Annotated in this window: 16 protein-coding genes, 1 pseudogene and 1 riboswitch; of the genes and pseudogenes, 7 read left to right on the top strand and 10 right to left on the bottom strand. The window is 74.3% G+C overall.

Annotated elements, in window-relative coordinates:
* Positions 1 to 44: 44 nt before the first annotated feature.
* Positions 45 to 773 (top strand): ZIP family metal transporter, encoded by a 729-nt coding sequence (locus MQV74_RS10915; protein WP_242716332.1) that lies wholly within the window; start codon positions 45 to 47, stop codon positions 771 to 773.
* A 56-nt stretch (positions 774 to 829) separates the two neighbouring features.
* On the opposite strand, the gene MQV74_RS10910 is transcribed toward MQV74_RS10915, so the two are convergent.
* From MQV74_RS10910 to MQV74_RS10875, 8 genes are all read right to left on the bottom strand, one after another.
* Entirely contained in the window at positions 830 to 2182 is a 1353-nt protein-coding gene (locus tag MQV74_RS10910) for a cobyrinate a,c-diamide synthase (RefSeq protein ID WP_242716330.1), read from the bottom strand.
* Entirely contained in the window at positions 2176 to 2784 is a 609-nt protein-coding gene (cobO, locus tag MQV74_RS10905; RefSeq protein ID WP_242716328.1) for a cob(I)yrinic acid a,c-diamide adenosyltransferase, read from the bottom strand. Before cobO ends, MQV74_RS10910 begins: the two co-directional genes overlap by 7 nt.
* A complete protein-coding gene (locus MQV74_RS10900; RefSeq protein ID WP_242716326.1) occupies positions 2784 to 4847 on the bottom strand; it encodes a putative cobaltochelatase in 2064 nt (687 codons plus the stop codon). Before MQV74_RS10900 ends, cobO begins: the two co-directional genes overlap by 1 nt.
* Before the next feature lie 154 nt (positions 4848 to 5001).
* On the bottom strand, positions 5002 to 6510 hold the full coding sequence (locus MQV74_RS10895; RefSeq protein ID WP_242728589.1) for a cobyric acid synthase: 1509 nt from the start codon (positions 6508 to 6510) through the stop codon (positions 5002 to 5004).
* Positions 6507 to 7466: a cobalamin biosynthesis protein gene (locus MQV74_RS10890; RefSeq protein ID WP_242716324.1), complete on the bottom strand. Its 960-nt coding sequence runs from the start codon at positions 7464 to 7466 to the stop codon at positions 6507 to 6509. The genes MQV74_RS10895 and MQV74_RS10890 overlap by 4 nt, the downstream gene beginning before the upstream one ends.
* A gap of 156 nt (positions 7467 to 7622) precedes the next feature.
* Positions 7623 to 7705, bottom strand: a riboswitch (cobalamin riboswitch).
* A 141-nt stretch (positions 7706 to 7846) separates the two neighbouring features.
* Positions 7847 to 8074: a hypothetical protein gene (locus tag MQV74_RS10885; RefSeq protein ID WP_242716322.1), complete on the bottom strand. Its 228-nt coding sequence runs from the start codon at positions 8072 to 8074 to the stop codon at positions 7847 to 7849.
* Between the two features lie 12 nt (positions 8075 to 8086).
* On the bottom strand, positions 8087 to 9352 hold the full coding sequence (locus MQV74_RS10880) for an inorganic phosphate transporter (RefSeq protein WP_242716320.1): 1266 nt from the start codon (positions 9350 to 9352) through the stop codon (positions 8087 to 8089).
* 214 nt (positions 9353 to 9566) lie between these two features.
* Positions 9567 to 10304, bottom strand: coding sequence for a lysozyme (locus tag MQV74_RS10875; RefSeq protein ID WP_242716318.1), 738 nt, complete (start codon positions 10302 to 10304; stop codon positions 9567 to 9569).
* A 196-nt stretch (positions 10305 to 10500) separates the two neighbouring features.
* Between MQV74_RS10875 and MQV74_RS10870 the strand changes: the two genes are divergently transcribed.
* From MQV74_RS10870 to MQV74_RS10860, 3 genes are all read left to right on the top strand, one after another.
* Positions 10501 to 11196 carry a class II aldolase/adducin family protein gene (locus tag MQV74_RS10870; protein WP_242716316.1) on the top strand — a complete coding sequence of 232 codons (696 nt, stop codon included), beginning with the start codon at positions 10501 to 10503 and terminating at the stop codon, positions 11194 to 11196.
* 97 nt (positions 11197 to 11293) lie between these two features.
* Positions 11294 to 12421 carry an alpha/beta hydrolase gene (locus tag MQV74_RS10865; protein ID WP_242716314.1) on the top strand — a complete coding sequence of 376 codons (1128 nt, stop codon included), beginning with the start codon at positions 11294 to 11296 and terminating at the stop codon, positions 12419 to 12421.
* Between the two features lie 88 nt (positions 12422 to 12509).
* Positions 12510 to 14015, top strand: coding sequence for a hypothetical protein (locus tag MQV74_RS10860; RefSeq protein ID WP_242716312.1), 1506 nt, complete (start codon positions 12510 to 12512; stop codon positions 14013 to 14015).
* A 37-nt stretch (positions 14016 to 14052) separates the two neighbouring features.
* Here the strand turns inward: MQV74_RS10860 and MQV74_RS10855 are convergent.
* Positions 14053 to 14228 (bottom strand): annotated as a pseudogene (locus MQV74_RS10855) (VOC family protein); the annotation flags it as partial.
* 9 nt (positions 14229 to 14237) lie between these two features.
* On the bottom strand, positions 14238 to 15128 hold the full coding sequence (gene ypfJ, locus MQV74_RS10850) for a KPN_02809 family neutral zinc metallopeptidase (protein WP_242716310.1): 891 nt from the start codon (positions 15126 to 15128) through the stop codon (positions 14238 to 14240).
* Positions 15129 to 15500: 372 nt separating this feature from the next.
* Between ypfJ and MQV74_RS10845 the strand changes: the two genes are divergently transcribed.
* The 3 genes from MQV74_RS10845 (at position 15501) to MQV74_RS10835 (ending at position 18686) form a co-directional block, all read left to right on the top strand.
* Complete coding sequence (locus MQV74_RS10845; RefSeq protein WP_138959006.1) at positions 15501 to 17099, top strand: ABC-F family ATP-binding cassette domain-containing protein; 1599 nt, start codon at positions 15501 to 15503, stop codon at positions 17097 to 17099.
* Positions 17100 to 17512: 413 nt separating this feature from the next.
* Entirely contained in the window at positions 17513 to 17734 is a 222-nt protein-coding gene (locus MQV74_RS10840) for a helix-turn-helix domain-containing protein (protein WP_030684175.1), read from the top strand.
* A 139-nt stretch (positions 17735 to 17873) separates the two neighbouring features.
* Positions 17874 to 18686 carry an enoyl-CoA hydratase/isomerase family protein gene (locus tag MQV74_RS10835; RefSeq protein WP_242716308.1) on the top strand — a complete coding sequence of 271 codons (813 nt, stop codon included), beginning with the start codon at positions 17874 to 17876 and terminating at the stop codon, positions 18684 to 18686.
* Positions 18687 to 18711: the final 25 nt, after the last annotated feature.

The following is an 18711-nucleotide window of genomic DNA, read 5'->3' as shown; positions in this document are numbered from 1 at the left end:
GGGACCGGTTAGCGGTCGCCGGGCCGATCGGCTAGCAAGGGCGCATGGCGGTGTTCGTGGCGCTCGGCGCGTTCGTGATGACCCTGGTAGGCGGCTGGACGGCGGGGCGGGTCACCGACCGGCGCCATCTGGTGCTCGGCCTCGCGGGCGGCCTGATGCTCGGCGTGGTCGGGCTCGACCTGCTGCCGGAGGCACTGGAGGCGGCGGGCGGCCCGGTCTTCGGGGTGCCCGCGGCGCTGCTCCTCGCGGTCGCGGGCTTCCTGCTCGCGCACGTGGTGGAGCGCCTGCTCGCGCTGCGGCAGGCGGCGCACGGCGGCGCGGAGCACGACGGGCGGGTGCCCGAGGTGGGCCTGACGGCGGCGGCCGCGATGGTCGGGCACAGCGTCATGGACGGCGTCGCGATCGGCGCGGCCTTCCAGGTGGGCGGCGGCATGGGCGCGGCCGTGGCGCTCGCCGTCATCGCCCACGACTTCGCCGACGGCTTCAACACGTACACGATCACGAAGCTGTACGGGAACGCCCGCCGCCGGGCCGTGGCGATGCTCTTCGCGGACGCGGCCGCCCCCGTCGTGGGCGCGGCCTCCACGCTCCTGTTCACCATTCCGGAGCAACTGCTCGGCGGATATCTCGGCTTCTTCGGCGGCGCGCTCCTGTACCTCGCCGCCGCCGAGATCCTGCCGGAGGCGCACCACGACCACCCGGCGCGCTCCACGCTCCTGTGCACGGTGGCGGGCGCCGGGTTCATCTGGCTGGTGGTCGGCCTGGCGGAGTGAGCCGCCCGGCACCGGCACGGCCGCCCGCCCCGCCGCCCGCACCGGTACGCCCCGGCTCATCCCGCGGCGCACCTCTCCACGAACCGGCGGGCGATCCCCGGCTCGGCGGCCCAGTGGGTGTGCACATAGCTCGCGTGGACCCCCCGCTGCACGAAGCCCTCGACCCGCCGCTCGGGGGCGTGCAGACCCCACGCGGGCGCCGGGCCCGCGCCCGGTTCGACCACGGTGCGGTGGAACTCGTGGCCGCGCAGTCGCGTCCCCGCCGGGGCGAGCACGCTGTCGGACACCGCCACCGCCTCCCGGTAGCCCAGCGTCAGGCGTTCGGCCATCCGCGCCCGGGCGTCGAGCACTCCGCACATCGGCTTTCCGTCCAGCTCCCGGGTGAGGTACAGCAGCCCCGCGCACTCGGCGGCGACCGGCGCCCCGCTCTCCGCCAGCTCGGCCACGGCCCTCCGCAGCGGCTCGTTGGCGGACAGCTCCGGCGCGTAGACCTCGGGGAACCCGCCCCCGATGACGAGGCCCGCGGTCCCCTCGGGCAGCCGCTCGTCGTACAGCGGGTCGAAGCCGACGACGTCGGCCCCTGCGGCCGTGAGCAGCTCGGCGTGCTCGGCGTACGAGAACGTGAACGCGGCCCCGCCCGCCACGGCGACCACGGGCCGCCCGGCGGGCCGGTCCGGGACGGCACAGGACCCGGGGTCCCACGCGTCCCCGGACCACGTCCCCGCGCTCCGCGCGAGCGCCAGGATCCCCTCCAGGTCACAGCCCCGCCGCACCTGCTCGGCGAGGGCCGCCACGGACGCCACGGCCTCGGCCTGCCGCTCGGCGACCGGCACGAGACCCAGGTGCCGGGACGGCGCCCGCACCTGGGGAGCCCGCCGCAGGGCGCCGAGCACCGGCACCCCGGAAGAGTCCAGCGCCTCGCGCAGCAGCTCCTCGTGGCGCGCGGAGCCCACCTTGTTGAGGATCACCCCGCCGAGGCGCACCTCCGGGTCCCAGGACGCGAAGCCGTGCACGAGCGCGGCCACCGACCGGGACTGCGAGGAGGCGTCCACGACGAGGACCACCGGCGCGCGCAGCAGCTTGGAGACGTGCGCGGTGGAGGCGAGCTCGCCCTGCCCCGCCGCCCCGTCGAACATCCCCATCACGCCCTCGACGACCGCGAGGTCGCACCCCGCGGCGCCGTGCGCGAACAGCGGCCCCACCAGGCCGGGCCCGCACAGATAGGCGTCGAGGTTGCGCCCCGGCCGCCCGGTGGCGAGCGCGTGGTACCCGGGGTCGATGTAGTCGGGCCCGACCTTGTGCGGCGAGACGGCGAGCCCCGCCTCGGTGAAGGCGGCCATGAGCCCGGTCGCGACGGTCGTCTTCCCGCTCCCGGAGGACGGCGCCGCGATGACGAGACGTGCTACCACTCGATGCCCCGCTGGCCCTTCTGACCGGCGTCCATCGGGTGCTTGACCTTGGACATGTCGGTGACGAGGTCGGCGTACTCCACCAGCTTCTCCGGGGCGTTGCGCCCCGTGATCACCACGTGCTGGGTGCCGGGCCGGTCGCGCAGGACCGCCACCACCTCGTCCACGTCCACCCACCCCCAGTGCAGCAGGTACGCGAACTCGTCGAGGACGTAGAACTTGTACGTCTCGGCCGCCAGGTCCCGCTTGACCTGCTCCCAGCCCTCGCGGGCCTTCTCCTCGTGGCTCGGCTCGCCCGCGGCGGGCTCCCGCTGGATCCACGACCAGCCCTCGCCCATCTTGTGCCAGTCGACGCGCCCGCCCTCGCCGCTGGCCCCGAGGACCTTCAGCGCGTTCTCCTCGCCGACCTTCCACTTCGCCGACTTGACGAACTGGAACACCCCCACCGGCCAGCCCTGGTTCCAGGCGCGCAGCGCCATCCCGAACGCGGCCGTGGACTTCCCCTTGCCGACGCCCGTGTGCACCATCACCAACGGCCGGTTCCGGCGCTGACGTGTCGTCAGGCCGTCCTCCGGCACCACGTTCGGCTGCCCCTTCGGCATTACGCGACCTTCCTCTCGTTACCCGCCCGCACGTTCCGTACGAGACCGGCGATGCTGTCCGCCCGCAGTTCGTCCAACGTCACGGCCGTGCCGCCCAGTTCACCGGCGAGCTGCCCGGCGAGCCCCAGGCGCACCGGCCCCGCCTCGCAGTCCACGACCACCGACGCGACCCCCTCGGCCGCGAAGAGCCGGGCGGCCCGCCCGGCGAGCGCCACCGGCCCGCCCGTCTCCCGCCACCGCCCCTCCACGGAAGCGCTTCGCGCCCTTGTCTCCGGCCCACCGGTGGCCCGGCCGTCCGTGACCACCACGACCAGGGGCCGCCGCGCGGGATCCCGCAGCCGCTCGATCCGCAGCACCTCGTGGGCCTTGAGCAGCCCGGCCGCGAGCGGCGTACGCCCGCCCGTGGGCAGGGACTCCAGGCGCGCCGCCGCGGCGTCCACGGACGACGTGGGCGGCAGCGCCACCTCGGCGGCCGAGCCCCGGAACGTCACCAGGCCCACCTTGTCCCGCCGCTGGTAGGCGTCGAGCAGCAGCGAGAGCACGGCGCCCTTCACGGCGCCCATCCGCCGCCGCGCCGCCATCGAGCCCGAGGCGTCCACGACGAACAGCACGAGGTTGCCCTCGCGCCCCTCGCGGGTGGCCTGCCGCAGGTCGTCCCTGCGGACGACGAGGCCGCGCCCGGCCCGGCCGCGCGCCCGCTGGTGCGGCGCCGCGGCCTGCACGGTCGCCGCCAGGTGCAGCTTCGTCAGGGTCCCCCGGGGCCGCCGCGACCCGGTCGTCCTGCCGTGCTCGGTGCGGGCCCGCGAGCGCCGCCCGGCCGCGCCGTCCCCGAGGCCGGGCACGCTCAGGACCTTCGTGCGGAACGGCTCGGCCGCCCGCACCGGCTGCTGCTCGGCGGCGCCCGCGCCCTGCGGCTGCCCGCCGTCGGAGGCCTCGCCCGGAGCGGGCGCGCCGCCGTCGGCGGGCGCGTCGGGCCCCTGGTCCTGCGGCGGCACGCCTCCGCCACCGCCGCCGTCGGGACCCGGGTCGTCGTCACCCCCGCCGTCGTGGTCGTCGCCGAACTCGTCCAGGGTCTCGTCGAGCTTGTCCTCGTCGAGGCCGGGCGCGTCGAACGGGTTGCGCCGCCGCCGGTGCGGCAGCGCGAGCAGCGCGGCCTGCCGCACGTCCTCGGCGAGCACGTCCTCGCGCCCCGCCCAGGCGGCGAGCGCCGTCGCCGTGCGGGCCATCACGATGTCCGCGCGCATGCCGTCGACCTCGAACGCCGCGCAGGTCGCCGCGATCTGCCGCAGCACGCCGTCGCCGAGCCGCACCCGCGGAAGCAGCGCCCGCGCGGCCACGATGCGCGCCCGCACCGCCGCCTCGTCCTCGGCCCAGCGCCCCGCGAACCCCTCCGGGTCGTCGTCGTAGGCGAGCCGCCGCCTCACGACCTCCACGCGCTGGTCGGGCTCGCGCGAGGCCGCGACCTCCACGGTGAGCCCGAACCGGTCGAGCAACTGCGGCCGCAGCTCGCCCTCTTCGGGGTTCATGGTCCCGACGAGCAGGAACCGGGCGGCGTGCCGCACGGAGACGCCCTCGCGCTCGACGTACGAGGCGCCCATGGCGGCGGCGTCGAGCAGGAGGTCGACCAAGTGGTCGTGCAGCAGATTGACCTCGTCGACGTACAGGATCCCGCGGTGCGCGTCGGCGAGGAGCCCCGGCTCGAAGGCCTTCACGCCCTCGGCGAGCGCCCGCTCGATGTCGAGCGCCCCCACCAGACGGTCCTCGGACGCGCCGACGGGCAGTTCCACCATGCGCGCGGCCCGAGCGGCGCCGGTCCCGGGCTCGTGCGGCCCGTCCGGGCACGCGGGATCGGGCGCCTGGGGAGCGCAGGAGAACCGGCACCCGGCCACGACGTCCACGTCCGGAAGGAGCGCGGACAGCGCCCGCACGGCGGTGGACTTGGCGGTGCCCTTCTCACCCCGTACGAGGACGCCGCCGACGGCGGGGGAGACGGCGTTGAGCAACAGGGCGAGCCGCAGGTCGTCCTGACCGACGAGCGCGGTGAAGGGATAGGGGGTACTCACGCGACGACCTCCAGCAGGTACGGAACGTCCGGCGAAACATCCAGCTCCTCCGGCGGGTGAGGAGCGGGGGTCCGGGGGCGGAGCCCCCGGTTCGGGAAGGGGCGCCCGCGCGCGGAGCGCGCTGACGGGCTGCGGCGGGGTGCCCCCGACAGGGTCACGACGGCGCCCCCGGCGGCACGAAGGGAAGGCCGGCGGGCGCCCCGCCGTCGATGAGCCGCAGCAGCGCCTCCGTATCGGCGTGCTCCTCGATCAGGTCGCCCAACAGATCCAACTGCTCCTCGCGCAGGGCACCGAAGCTCGTGTCCGGCGCGGGCACGAAGCGGCGCCCGGCCGCGCGGGCCACCTCGGTGAGGAAGCGCCGCCGGAACGCGTCGCTCTCCAGGGAGCCGTGCCAGTGCGTGCCCCACACCTCGCCGACGCGACACCCGTCCAAGAAGGGCTTGCCCCCGTGGACCTCGGCCACGCCGTGGTGGATCTCGTACCCCTCGACCGGCTCGCCGAGGGCCTGTCCGACGGGCCGCGCCAGGGTCTTCTCGCGCGCGAACCGCACGCGCACGGGCAGCAGTCCGAGCCCGTCCACGGCCCCCGCGCGGGACTCCACGTCGTCCTCGATGTGCTCGCCGAGCACCTGGAAGCCGCCGCAGATGCCGAGCACGGGCCGCCCCTGCGCCGCCCGGCGCGCGAGCGCGTCCGCGAGCCCGCGCTCGCGCAGCCACGCCAGGGCGCGCACGGTGCCGCGCGTGCCCGGGACGACGACGAGGTCGGCGTCGGCGAGCTCCTCGGCCCGGTCCACGAACCGCACCACGACGCCGGGTTCGGCGGCGAGCGCGTCCACGTCGGTGAAGTTCGACATCAGCGGTACGGCGCAGACGGCGACGCGCAGCACGTCCTCGCCGAGCGGCGGCGCGACGGCGGACTCGCGGACGGCGCCGCGCAGCGACACCCGCAGCCCGTCCTCCTCGTCGATCCCGAGCCCGTGCCGGAACGGCAGCACGCCGAAGGTGTTCCGCCCGGTGAGCCCGCGCAGCATGTCCAGGCCCGGTTCGAGCAGCGACACGTCACCGCGGAACTTGTTGACGAGGAAGCCCGCCACCAGCTCCTGGTCGGCGGGGCCGAGCAGCGCGACGGTCCCGAAGAAGGAGGCGAAGACGCCCCCTCGGTCGATGTCGCCGACGACGACCACGGGGAAGCGGGCGGCCCGCGCGATCCCCATGTTCACGATGTCGGTGCGGCGCAGATTGATCTCGGCGGGACTGCCCGCCCCCTCACAGATCACGGCGTCATACGTGCCCCGCAGCTCCTCCAGGCATCCCACGACGGTGTCGAGCAGCGCCTGCTGCCGCCCGCCGTGGTAGCCGCGTGCGCTCATCTCGCCCACGGGCCTGCCCATGAGGACGACCTGGCTCGACTTCTCGCCGCCCGGCTTGAGCAGCACGGGGTTCATCAGGGCCGAGGGCTCGACCCGGGCGGCCTGCGCCTGCATGGCCTGCGCGCGCCCGATCTCGGCGCCCTCGCGGGTCACGAAGGAGTTCAGCGACATGTTCTGCGCCTTGAACGGCGCGACGGAGACCCCCTTGCGGGAGAGCCACCGGCAGATCCCCGCGGTGACGACGCTCTTGCCCGCGTCGGAGGTCGTACCGGCAACGAGCAGCCCGCCGCTCACAGGGCCCATCCCTTCTTCCTTGCCCGTGCCCGCACCAGGTGCGTGCCGACGGACACGCCGAGCGCGAGCCAGCTCACCCGCCGCGACAGCCGCACGGCCCGCTCGATGTCGCCCACGACCACGCTCCGCCCCTCTCCGTTCAGCACGGGCCGCTCCTCGACGCGCCCCGCGTACGACAGCGTTCCCCCGAGCCGCACCCCCAGGGCCCCCGCGAAGGAGGCCTCGACCACCCCGGCGTTGGGGCTCGGATGCCGTCGCGCGTCACGCCGCCAGGCGCGCAGGGCCCGCCGGGGCGCGCCTCCGGCGGCGACGGCGAGCAGCCCGGTGAGCCGTGCCCCCGGCCACCCCGCGACGTCGTCGAGCCGCGCGGAAGCCCAGCCGTACCGCAGGTACCTGGCGGAGCGGTGGCCGACCATCGCGTCCAGCGTGTTGACCGCCCGGAACCCGACGAGCCCCGGCACGCCCGCCACGGCGCCCCACACGAGCGCGCCCACGACGGCGTCGGAGGTGTTCTCGGCGACGGACTCCACGACGGCCCGCGCGATCCCGTCGGCGTCCAGGGCCTCGGGGTCACGGCCGCACAAGTGGGGAAGGCGCTCCCGGGCGACGGCCACGTCCCCGGCGGCCAGCGCGCCGCCGATGGCCCGCGCCTCCCGGCCGAGCGAGGTGCCCCCGACGACGGCCCAGGTCGCGGCGGCCGTCAGACCGACGGACGCGGCACGCGAGCGGCGCACGGCGCACGAGGCGAGGGCTCCCACGGCGACGGCGCCCCCGGCGCACACGACGGTGTGCAGCACGCCCGAGCCCCGGTGGTCGCGCCACAGGACGCGTTCGACGGCTCCGGCCGCCCGCCCGAACGCGGCGACCGGATGCCCTCGGCGGGGGTCGCCGAGCAGCAGGTCACCGAGGAGTCCGGCGGCGGCGCCGTACGCGAAGTCGCGGTCGGCAGCACGCATCGGTTCAGCCCGCCGTCTCGCGCTGAACGCCGAACGGAACGCCCAGGGGAACGCTCGACCCGAAGGGAGCCCTGGCAGGGAACGGCGGTCGGCCGCGCATGGCGATGTGTCCTCACTCAGGGTGTCCGCGCCCTGGTTCGACGTGACAGGCGGCGAGAGTTCCTGGCTTCCGGAGGGCGCGGTGGGCGCCCGGCCGGTGACAGTGGCGGGACCGCGCCGGATTCGCACCGGACTTCCTCTGCTGCCGCCGTAGTTGGCCCCGGCAGTCCACCATGCCGCTCAGCGCCCGTCAACTCGCGGTTGACCTGCGACGGAGCGAGGGGGCGGCGCCCGGTGACCTCACCGGGCGCCGCCCCCTCGTCGTCGTACGCGGACCGCCGTCAGGCGACGATCAGATAGATCCCGTACGCCACCGCCGCCGCGCACAGCGCGAAGCAGGCGTACGCGCCCACGCGCGGGGCGAACGCGGCGCCGCCGCCCCCGGCCGTGCGCGCCTGCTCCTGCTTGGAGAGGCCGACGATGCCGAGCGTGAACAGGCCCACGAGGGCGACGGTCACCACGAGACTGACCCCGAAGACGGAGCCGAGAGCTGCCCAGTCGATCTTCATGCTGCTGCTTCCTTAGACCGTGGCGGGCCGGGCGGGGTCCGCCACGGGCGCGGTGTTCTCGGACGGCTCGACGACCACGGAGGCCGCGGTGAGCGGGCCGGCCGGGGGCGGCGTGACCGCGGCGATCGCGGTGGTCACGACACCCGCGGGCTCGGTGTCCCGGGCGGAGCCGCCGATCTCGTCGGCCGTGACGTTGGTGTGGTCGACCGGCTCGCGGCGCGAGAGGGACCAGATGACGGCGGAGCCGCCGATGAGCAGCGCGGCCGTGGCCGCGACGCCCCAGTCGCCCTGCTTGGTGAGCAGCTCGGCGCCCGCGCCGACCAGGCCCGCGGCGGGCAGCGTCAGGCCCCACGCCACGAACATCCGGGTGGCGGTGGACCAGCGGACCACACCGCCCTTGCGGCCGAGGCCCGCGCCCATCACGGCGCCGGAGCACACCTGGGTGGTGGAGAGCGAGAAGCCGATGTGCGAGGAGGCGAGGATCGCGGTCGCGGCGGAGGTCTGCGCGGCGAAGCCCTGCGGCGGGGCCAGCTCGGTGAGGCCCTTGCCCATGGTGCGGATGATCCGCCAGCCGCCGAGGTAGGTGCCGAGCGCGATGGCGATGCCCGCGGAGACGATGACCCACATCGGGGGGTTCGCGCCCGGGTTCAGGACGCCGCCGGTGATCAGGGCGAGGGTGATGATGCCCATGGTCTTCTGCGCGTCGTTCGTGCCGTGGGCGAGCGAGACGAGGCCCGCCGAGGCGATCTGCCCGGCGCGGTAGCCCTTCGACGTCGCCTTCTCGTCCGTCTTGCTGCTGATCCGGTACGTGAGCCGGGTGGCGAGCGAGGCGGCGATGCCCGCGACGAGCGGGGCGGCGATCGCGGGGAGCAGCACCTTGGTGACGACCGTGCCGCCGTTCACCGACGACCAGCCCATGGACATCACGGCGGCGCCGATCAGACCGCCGAACAGGGCGTGCGAGGAGCTGGACGGCAGGCCCAGGAGCCAGGTCAGCAGGTTCCAGAGGATCGCGCCCACGAGGGCGGCGAATATGACCTCTGTCTTGAGGCCGTCCTCATTGATGATGCCGCCGGAGATGGTCTTGGCGACTTCGACGGAGAGGAACGCTCCGACGAGGTTCAGCACGGCGGACATGGCCACCGCCGTCTTGGGCTTGAGAGCGCCTGTCGAGATGGTCGTGGCCATCGCGTTGGCTGTGTCGTGGAAACCGTTCGTGAAATCGAACACGAGAGCGGTGACGATCACGATCCCGAGGAGAAGCGTGATGTTTTCCATTTACCCAGGCTTCTGTTGGACGTCAGTGGCTCGTGGACCGTAGGCAACCTGAGTGAACGGAAAGTGAACTGGACAGGGCCTGGTGGTGACCCTCCCGGGGAAGCTGCCGCGCCACGTCCTTCCGGCATACACCGGCAGGCGCGCCGGAGGGGCGGCGAGGGCCCGGCGCGGGCCCGGAATTAGGCCGTCCGAGGGGCTTGCGGAGCGGTCGTGCTCAGCCCCGCGCGAACCGTCTGAGCTGTGCCGTCGACCCGCCGAAGAGATTCTGGTCACCCGGCAGGCGGCCGCGGTCGGCGTACTGCCAGAAGGTCCAGGACGACCAGCCGCTCGGCAGCGGCCCGGGCGCGGCCGACCAGCGGGCGAGCCACAGCGGGTGCCCGCCGAAGGCGCGGCTCGCGCCGGTGCAGTCGTTCCACCACTTCGTGGTCGTGTAGATCACGGGCCTGCGGCCGGAGCGGCGCATGATCTCGTCGCTGAAGGACTTGATCCAGGCGACCATGCGGGCCTTGCTCAGGCCGTAGCACTTCCGGTCCCCGTAGGGATTGTGCTCGACGTCGAGGGCGGGCGGCAGCGTCCAGCCGTCAGGTGTCCACTGCCCGCCGTTGCGCAGGAAGTGCGCCGCCTGCGTCGCGCCGGACGACCGGTTCGGCAGGGCGAAGTGGTACGCGCCGCGGATCAGCCCGGCCGCGCGGGAGCCGTCGTACTGCTGACGGAAGTAGGGATTGCGGTAGGTGTGGGACTCGGTGGCCTTCACATAGACGAAGCGCGCGCCCTTGGCCTTCGCTCCCGGCCAGTCGACGTTCTTCTGGTGCGAGGACACGTCGTGTCCTCGCGGCTCGCCCGCCGCCGACGCGGGCACCTCGGTGAGCACCGTCCCGCCGATCGCCAGGGCCGCGACGGAGGCGGCGAGGGCGGGTGCGCGGCGACGGGACGGTGGGTGAGCACGGGCCATTCTTCCCCCAGATGGCGACGTGTGTGACAAATCACCCAGAGGCTACTGGAAGATTCACCTAAGAACGTTCAATCGTCAGCCAAGCGTGTCGAGCGGGGTGAATCGGCCCAAAGGGGCTCATGGGCCGGAGTGTTCGCGGGCGGGAGACCGCTGCCGGACCGGTCCCTTCGCGGCCCCTGCCTGGCAGGATCGCGGCATGACTGAGCAGCGACAGGAGCAGGGACGGGGCACGACGGGCGGCGCGACGCGGGAGGAGGTCACCCGGGCGTGGGACGAGCTGGTGGCGACCGCGCGCAGGACGGTGGCCGAAGGCCTCGTCGTGGGCACCTCGGGCAACGTCTCCGTACGCGTCGGGGACACCGTCCTCGTCACGCCGAGCGGTGTCGCCTACGACGACCTCGGCCCGGCCGACGCGGTCGGCGTCGACCTGGACGGCAAGCGGCTCTTCGGCGCTCTGAGCCCCACCAGCGAGCTGCCCATGCACCTGGAGATCTACCGCGCCACCGGTGCGGGCGCCGTCGTCCACACCCACGCCGTCCACGCCACCGCCGTCTCCACGCTCGTCCCCGAGCTCCCGGCCGTCCACTACATGACCGGCGCCCTCGGCGGCCCGGTCCGCGTCGCCCCCTACGCCCTCTACGGCACCGACGAACTGGCCGCGCACATGCTCCACGCCCTGCGCGACCGCACGGCCTGCCTCCTGCAGAACCACGGGACGGTCGCTTATGGGGACACCCTCACCCAGGCCTATGACCGCACGGCCCAGCTGGAGTGGATGTGCCACGTGTGGCTGACGGCCCGCTCGGTGCCGGGCCTGACCCCGTCACTGCTGTCGCCGCAGCAGGTGGCGGAGGCGGGCGCAAAGCTGAAGAACTACGGCCAGAGGACGTGAGCCCGGCCGGCGCAAGCGGACGCGGTGCGAGCCCGGTGCGCACCCGTGAGGGCCACGCCCACTGGCCGCACCGCCCACCCCCGCAGACACTGGACCCGTGCGCCCAGCCAAAGCAACGGCCGCAGCCGTAACCGCCGCCACCACGGCCGCCCTGACGGCGATCGCGGCGGGCCGCTACGCCAGCGACGCCGCCCTCAAGACCCCGGCGGACCGCCCCCTGCCCACCGAGCGGCGCCTGACCGTGCACGCCACCGCGGCGGGCCAGGTCGCCCTGACCCGCTCCCTGGCGTCCCTGCGCCCCGGCGTCTACGGCCTGACGGGCCCCGACTGCCACGCCGTCGTCGGCCCCGTCGTCGAGACGGCCCCCCATCCGGCCGACACCGTCGTACGCCGCCTGGAACGGGTCACCCACGGCACCCTGGAGCCCGGCGCCAGGGTCTGGCTCACCCCGCAGGTCCACCTCGGCGACCCCCGCTCCGCCCTCGGCATCGACCACGCCGACGTGGAGATCCCCGGCGAACTCGGAGCGCTGCCCGCGTGGTTCGTGCCCGGCACCCGCGACACCTGGGTCATCGCCGTGCACGGCCTCGGCACCACCCGCGCGCACCCCATGGTCGTCCTGGACTTCCTGCGCGCGCAGCGGCTTCCGGTCCTCGGCCTCGGCTACCGCGGCGACCCGGGCGCACCACGTGCCACGGACGGCCTCGGCCACCTCGGCGAGACCGAGTGGCGCGACCTCGACGCCGCCATCCGCTACGCCGTGCGCTACGGCGCCCGCAGCGTCGTCCTGCACGGCTGGTCCACCGGCGCCGCCATGGCCCTGCACGCCGCCGCGCACTCCGCGCTGCGCGAGCGCGTGGCGGGCCTCGTCCTGGACTCGCCGGTGCTCGACTGGGAGGTCACGCTGCGGGCCCTCGCCACCGCGCGCGGCATCCCCGCCCCGCTCCTGCCGCTCGCCGTGCGCGCCGCGCAGGGCCGCACCGGACTGCGCGGCGACCGCGTGGTGAGGAGCGCGGACCCCGGCGCGCTGCGGGTGCCCACGCTTCTCGCGCACGGCCCCGGCGACACCGTCGCCCCCTGGGACCTCTCCCGGGGCCTGGCCGCGGCGCGTCCCGACCTCGTGACCCTGCACACGGTTCCGGATGCGCCGCACGGAGCCATGTGGAACGCCGACCCGGCCCGTTACGAAGAGGCGCTGCGCCGCTTCCTCACCCCCCTCATGTGAATCTTCCGTACCGCGCGGCCACTGTCCTCGCGGCGCTCATCCGGGATTCCGTTTGGGTTTTCGGACCGTCAACAGGAAGACTGCTCCTGTGACGTCCCGTATTCCGCGCGACTCCCGGCTCCACCTCGTCCGCACCCCGTCGCCCCGGGCCGAAAGGCGAGCGGAGGCGGAGCGTGGTCAAGGCCGCGGTCCCCTCGGCGGCCCCGGCGCGGTGACCCAGCGCCGAGCGCGTCGCCCGGCGCCCGTGCCCCCCGAGGGCACCCCCGCGCCCGCCGAGCTCGCCCGCATGGCCCGCGCGGGCCTCGCGGGCGCCGTCCGCGCCGCCCGCTGGGCCGAGAACGCCCTGCGCCCCGCGCCCGGCACGGCCCGCCTCAGCGCCGCCGACCGCCCCGCCGCGGCCGCGGCCACACCCTGCGCCGCCGGCGCCCTGTCCGACGCCGCGGCCGAACGGGCCGCGGCCGCCCTGGACGTGACGGTCCACCAGCTGCGCGCGGACTGGGACGCCGCCCGCCTCGCCGGCCTCGTCGAGGTGCACGGCACCGCCGCCCGCCCCGGCTGGCGGCTGCGCGCCTGGGACCGGGACGACGCGGCCGTGCTGCGCGGCTGGGTCGCCCTCTTCGACGCCTGGTCGCTCGTCCACCCGGCACCGGCCGAGCTGCCGCCCGCCACCGTCGCGGAGACCGTCGAGGCCGTTCCCCAGCTGCTCTCCTTCCTCCAGCTCTCCGCGGGCCCCGTGCCCGTGCCGCAGCTCCTGGACCTCCTCGACCAGCGCGTCCGCGAGCTGCGCACGGAGCGCTGCGAGATTCCGTACGGCCCCCAGGAGGAGCACCGGAGCCCCGAGGGCGACCCCGCTCCCGCCCACTCCGACGACGTCCCGCTGGCCGACCTGCTCGACTGGGCACTGCGCGCCCTGGCCGCCGTCGACGCGCTGACCTGCGCGGATGGCCAGGCCACGCTCACCCCGCTGGGCAGCTGGGCGGTGTGGGTCAAGCTGGAGCAGATCTGCGTGGCCGCGCAGAGCCCGGCGGGGAACATCGAGCAGTCCGCCGAGGACATGCTCCGCGGCTGCGCCCGGCTGCGGCCGAACGCGGCCCGCGCCGAGTACCGCGCCTGGCTCGCCGCCCGGGACGCGGGCAGCGCCGTCACCGAGCTCCTCGACGCCGCCCGGGGCGAGGACGCCCTGCTGCGCGGGCTCGCCTTCGAGGCGCTGCGCGTGGTCGGCGCCCCGGCCGAGCCCGACGTGCGCGCCGTCGTCGACGTGGCCTCGCTGCGGCCCTACGCCCTGCTGTGGCTCGCCGAGCACGAGGGCACCGACCCCGAGGACGTCCACCTGGTGCTCACCCGCGAGGAGTCCACCTGGCTGTGGGTCGACACGGCGGCCGCCGTCGCCGACCACGGCGAGGCCGAACTCCTCGTGCGCCACCTGGAGTCCGCGCCGCAGCCCACCGTGCCCGCCCTGCTCGACGAGGTGCGCACCGCCGGCCACCCGCGCACCGTGCAGGTCCTCGTCGCGCTCGCCGCGGCCCATCCGGACCCGGCCCTCGCGAAGGCCGTGCGCCGCGCCGCGTTCCAGGTGCACACCGGGGGAGTGTGACGCCCGTCCGGCCCTGACCGGTCCCGTGCGGGGCCGGTCAGCCGCCTGTCTCGGGGGCGTACGTGCCGAAGCTCCAGACGTTGCCCCGGTGTCCCGGGCCAGGTAGTCCCGCGAGCCGTAGTCCTGGTCCTTCGGGGGCATCAGGATGTCCGCGCCGTGCTCCAGGGCGTGCTGGTGAGGGGCGTCCACGTCGTCCACGACGACGTAGAGCCCCCGGGCCGCTCAGCGGAAGGTGTTGCACTGCGCCATGTCACCCGTGCGATAGCCCTGGTAGAACCACTGCTGGCGTTGTTTCGCCGAGCCGTGCGTCCAGGACTCGGGGGTGACCCGGCCCTGGTAGCGCTCCTGGATCCGGTCGTCGCCGACGGCGGCCGCCGCGTCCAGGCCGTCCCTGATGTCGTCGTCCGTGAGCCGGGTGATCAGCGGCCTGCCCGTCGACTCGTCGGGCGTCCGCGTGGCGTTGTGCGCCCACACCCCCGCGTAGCAGTCGGCCTGCAGCTCGACCCGCACGGCGTTGCTGTTCGCGCCGGTCCGCCCGTCCTGGGAGCGGCCGAGGGTGCCCATCAGGTTCTGCACGTGGTGCCCGTACTCGTGCGCCACGACGTACGCCTGCGCGAACGGGCCGCCGCTGGAGCCGAACTTGGTCCGCAGCTCCTCGAAGAACCCCAGGTCCAGATAGACCTGCCGGTCGCCGGGGCAGTAGAACGGGCCGACCGCCGAGGACGCGGCGCCGCACGCGGTGCCCACGCGCCCGGTGAAGAAGACGGTCCGCGCGGGCGCGTACTGCCCCTGGCGGCGCGGGAACTCCTGGCGCCAGTAGTCCTGGACGCTGTTGACCACGGCGACGATCCGGCAGTCCTCCCGGGCGTTGGCGTCCTTGCCGGTGCGGCAGCTCTGCTGGACCTGCGCGAGCGACGAGGACGAGACGGCGGGCTCGTCACCGGAGTCGCTCAGGCCGAGCTGCTCGGGGCCGACGCCGAAGAACAGGCCGAGGAACAGCGCGATCAGCCCGGCGATGCCGCCGCCGATGGTCGCCCGGCCGCCCGGAACGCGGCTGCCGCGGACGTCCTTCACCTCGGAGGTGTCGAGGTTCGCGTCGTCGTCGAACTGCATGGGCGCACCAGCCTCTGCCTCGCGTCCGGGACGGCGTGGCGCCGCCCCGCGCCGGATCCGGCCACTTCATCCTGGTACGCCGCCCGCGTCCCGGCGCCGGACGGAGGGCCGAACGGGCGACGGGGCCCGTGCCGCCCGGCCTCCCGCGGCCGCGGGAGGCCGTGGGAGGGGGCCGGCCGGGTCGCGCCCGCCGCACCCCGCCGGGCACCGGGCCGCCCGGGCGCGGCGGAAAATCGGTTGCACGCCCCCGGTAGAATTGCCTCATGGCCATTCTCCTCCTGCATTAGACGGCTCAGCGGCGCGCCCCGCGCGCGCATGTCGCCTTGCACCTTTCGCCCGCTTCCGCCGCCTTACCCGTCCAGGAGTCTGACCGTGATCACCGCCTCCGGTATCGAATTGCGTGCCGGTGCCCGCATCCTCATCGAGAACGCGACGTTCCGTATCGCCAAGGGTGACCGCGTCGGTCTCGTCGGCCGCAACGGCGCGGGCAAGACCACCCTCACCAAGTGCCTCGCCGGTGAGGGCTCCCCGGCCGGGGGCACCATCACCCGCTCCGGCGAGGTGGGCTACCTCCCGCAGGACCCCCGCACCGGCGACCTCGACGTGCTCGCCCGCGACCGCGTCCTGTCCGCCCGCGGCCTCGACCTCCTCCTGCGCAAGATGCGGGAGAACGAGGAGCGCATCGCCAACGGCAAGGGCTCCACGCGCGAGAAGGCCATGAAGCAGTACGAGCGCCAGGAGACGGAGTTCCTCACCAAGGGCGGGTACGCCGCCGAGGCCGAGGCCGCCACCATCGCCGCCGCGCTCAACCTCCCCGACCGCGTGCTCGGCCAGCCCCTGCACACGCTCTCCGGCGGTCAGCGCCGCCGCATCGAGCTGGCCCGGATCCTGTTCTCGGACGCGGACACCCTGCTCCTCGACGAGCCGACGAACCACCTGGACGCCGACTCGATCGTCTGGCTCCGCGACTACCTGAAGACGTACCGCGGCGGCTTCATCGTCATCTCCCACGACGTCGACCTCGTCGAGACGGTCGTCAACAAGGTCTTCTACCTGGACGCCAACCGCTCCACGATCGACGTCTACAACATGGGCTGGAAGCTCTACCAGCAGCAGCGCGAGTCCGACGAGAAGCGCCGCAAGCGCGAGCGGCAGAACGCCGAGAAGAAGGCCGCGGCCCTGCACTCGCAGGCCGACAAGATGCGCGCCAAGGCCACCAAGACCGTCGCCGCGCAGAACATGGCGCGCCGCGCCGACAAGCTCCTCGCCGGTCTGGAGGAGGTGCGCCAGTCCGACAAGGTCGCCAAGCTGCGCTTCCCCGAGCCCTCGCCGTGCGGCAAGACGCCGCTCACCGCCGAGGGCCTGTCGAAGTCGTACGGCTCCCTGGAGATCTTCACGGACGTCGACCTCGCCATCGACAAGGGCTCCAGGGTCGTCATCCTCGGGCTCAACGGCGCGGGCAAGACCACCCTCCTGCGCCTCCTCGGCGGTGTCGAGAAGCCCGACACCGGCGAGGTCAGGGAGGGCCACGGCCTCAAGCTCGGGTACTACGCCCAGGAGCACGAGACCCTGGACCCCGACCGCACGGTCCTGGAGAACATGCGCTCGGCCGCCCCCGACCTCGACCTCGTCGAGGTGCGCAAGACGCTCGGCTCGTTCCTCTTCTCCGGAGACGACGTCGACAAGCCCGCCGGCGTCCTGTCCGGCGGTGAGAAGACCCGCCTCGCGCTCGCAACCCTGGTCGTCTCGTCCGCGAACGTCCTCCTGCTCGACGAGCCCACCAACAACCTCGACCCGGCCAGCCGCGAGGAGATCCTCGGCGCGCTGCGCACCTACAAGGGCGCCGTCGTCCTCGTCACGCACGACGAGGGCGCCGTCGAGGCGCTCCAGCCGGAGCGGATCATCCTGCTCCCGGACGGCGTCGAGGACCTGTGGGGCGCGGACTACGCGGACCTGGTCGCCCTCGCCTGACCCGTCGAGGGCCCTCCCCGGAGCAACGGGCGAGGGCCCTCTTGACGTGCACCGCCCCAGGTGGTCCCGGGGGCGTGATCGAATCACTGATCCACTCCGTATGGATCATTCGGCCGATCCGTGATCCATCATCTGTGTGAGACGTCCTCATACCGAGATGTGCGATACACGCATTTCGGCACCGCGCGCGGCCCGTGCGCCCCTGTTCTCCCGGCACGCCCCTGACCTGCCCCTTCCTCGTGGAACCCATTCGGAGGTATGGAGACAAGCGTGCGGAATCGTTAATTCCGCTCATGGCGGCCCGCTTCCGTACTGCGAATCAAGTCACACGGACCTTGCCGAATGGGTGGCCAGGACGCCCGGTAGGGGTGATCATGAGAAGTCCAGAGCGCACTTCCCATGAGGAGGCACGGGTGGCCGAGACTCTGAAGAAGGGCAGCCGGGTGACCGGCGCCGCGCGCGACAAGCTCGCGGCAGACCTGAAGAAAAAGTACGACGCCGGTGCGAGTATCCGGGCGTTGGCCGAAGAGACCGGCCGTTCGTACGGATTTGTGCACCGGATGCTCACTGAGTCGGGTGTCGTGTTGCGCGGCCGTGGCGGTGCGACGCGAGGCAAGAAGGCCGCCTCCGTCTGACACCCGCCGCTGTCCGCGGCTCTCGTGGCCCGAGGGTGACCACCCGGTCGGCCGTCCGTTCGGCCGGGTGGTTACTGTGCAGTCACTTAGGGGCGCTCCCCAGCGCCCCGACTGACGACTGCACCCATCGGAGGCACTGATGGCTTCGCCCGACAGCCGACAGAGCGCGGCGGCACCGGTTCTCGACAAGGACGGCGTACGCCTCACGGTCGATGACGCCGTGGCCACGGTGACCCTCGCCCATCCGGCCAAGCGCAACGCCCAGTCGCCCGCGCTGTGGCGGGCGTTGGCCGAGGCCGGACGGGCGCTGCCCGGCAGCGTCCGGGTCGTGGTCCTGCGCGGCGAGGGCAAGTCCTTCTCCGCCGGGCTCGACCGGCAGGCGTTCACGCCCGAGGGCTTCGACGGCGAGCCGTCGTTCCTCGATCTGGCACGCGGCGCGGACGACGTCCTCGACGCGACCATCGCCGAGTACCAGGAGGCGTTCACCTGGTGGCGGCGCAGCGACATCGTGTCCGTCGCCGCCGTGCAGGGGCATGCCATCGGTGCGGGCTTCCAGCTCGCGCTGGCCTGCGACCTGCGGGTCGTCGCCGACGACGTGCAGTTCGCCATGCGCGAGACCAGCCTGGGCCTGGTGCCCGACCTCACCGGCACGCACCCCCTCGTCTCCCTCGTCGGCTACGCGCGCGCCCTGGAGATCTGCGCCACGGGCCGCTTCGTGCACGCGGACGAGGCCGAGCGCGTCGGCCTCGCCAACATCGTCGTACCCGGCGACCAGCTCGACGCCACCGCGCGGGACCTGGCCGCCGCGCTGCTCGCCGCGCCGCGTGACGCCGTCATCGAGACCAAGGCCCTGCTCCAGGGCGCAGCGGGCCGCTCGTACGAGGAGCAGCGCACCGCCGAGCGCGCCGCCCAGGCCCGCAGGCTGCGGGACCTCGCCGGGCTCGGCGACTGAGCAACTGCCCCTGCGCGTAAGGGCG

The sequence above is a fragment of the Streptomyces sp. AN091965 genome (genome assembly GCF_022698285.1).
In the GTDB taxonomy this organism is placed as follows: domain Bacteria; phylum Actinomycetota; class Actinomycetes; order Streptomycetales; family Streptomycetaceae; genus Streptomyces.
The sequence above is the reverse complement of the archived record's forward strand: the minus strand, read 5'-3'. Positions and strand labels throughout refer to the sequence as shown.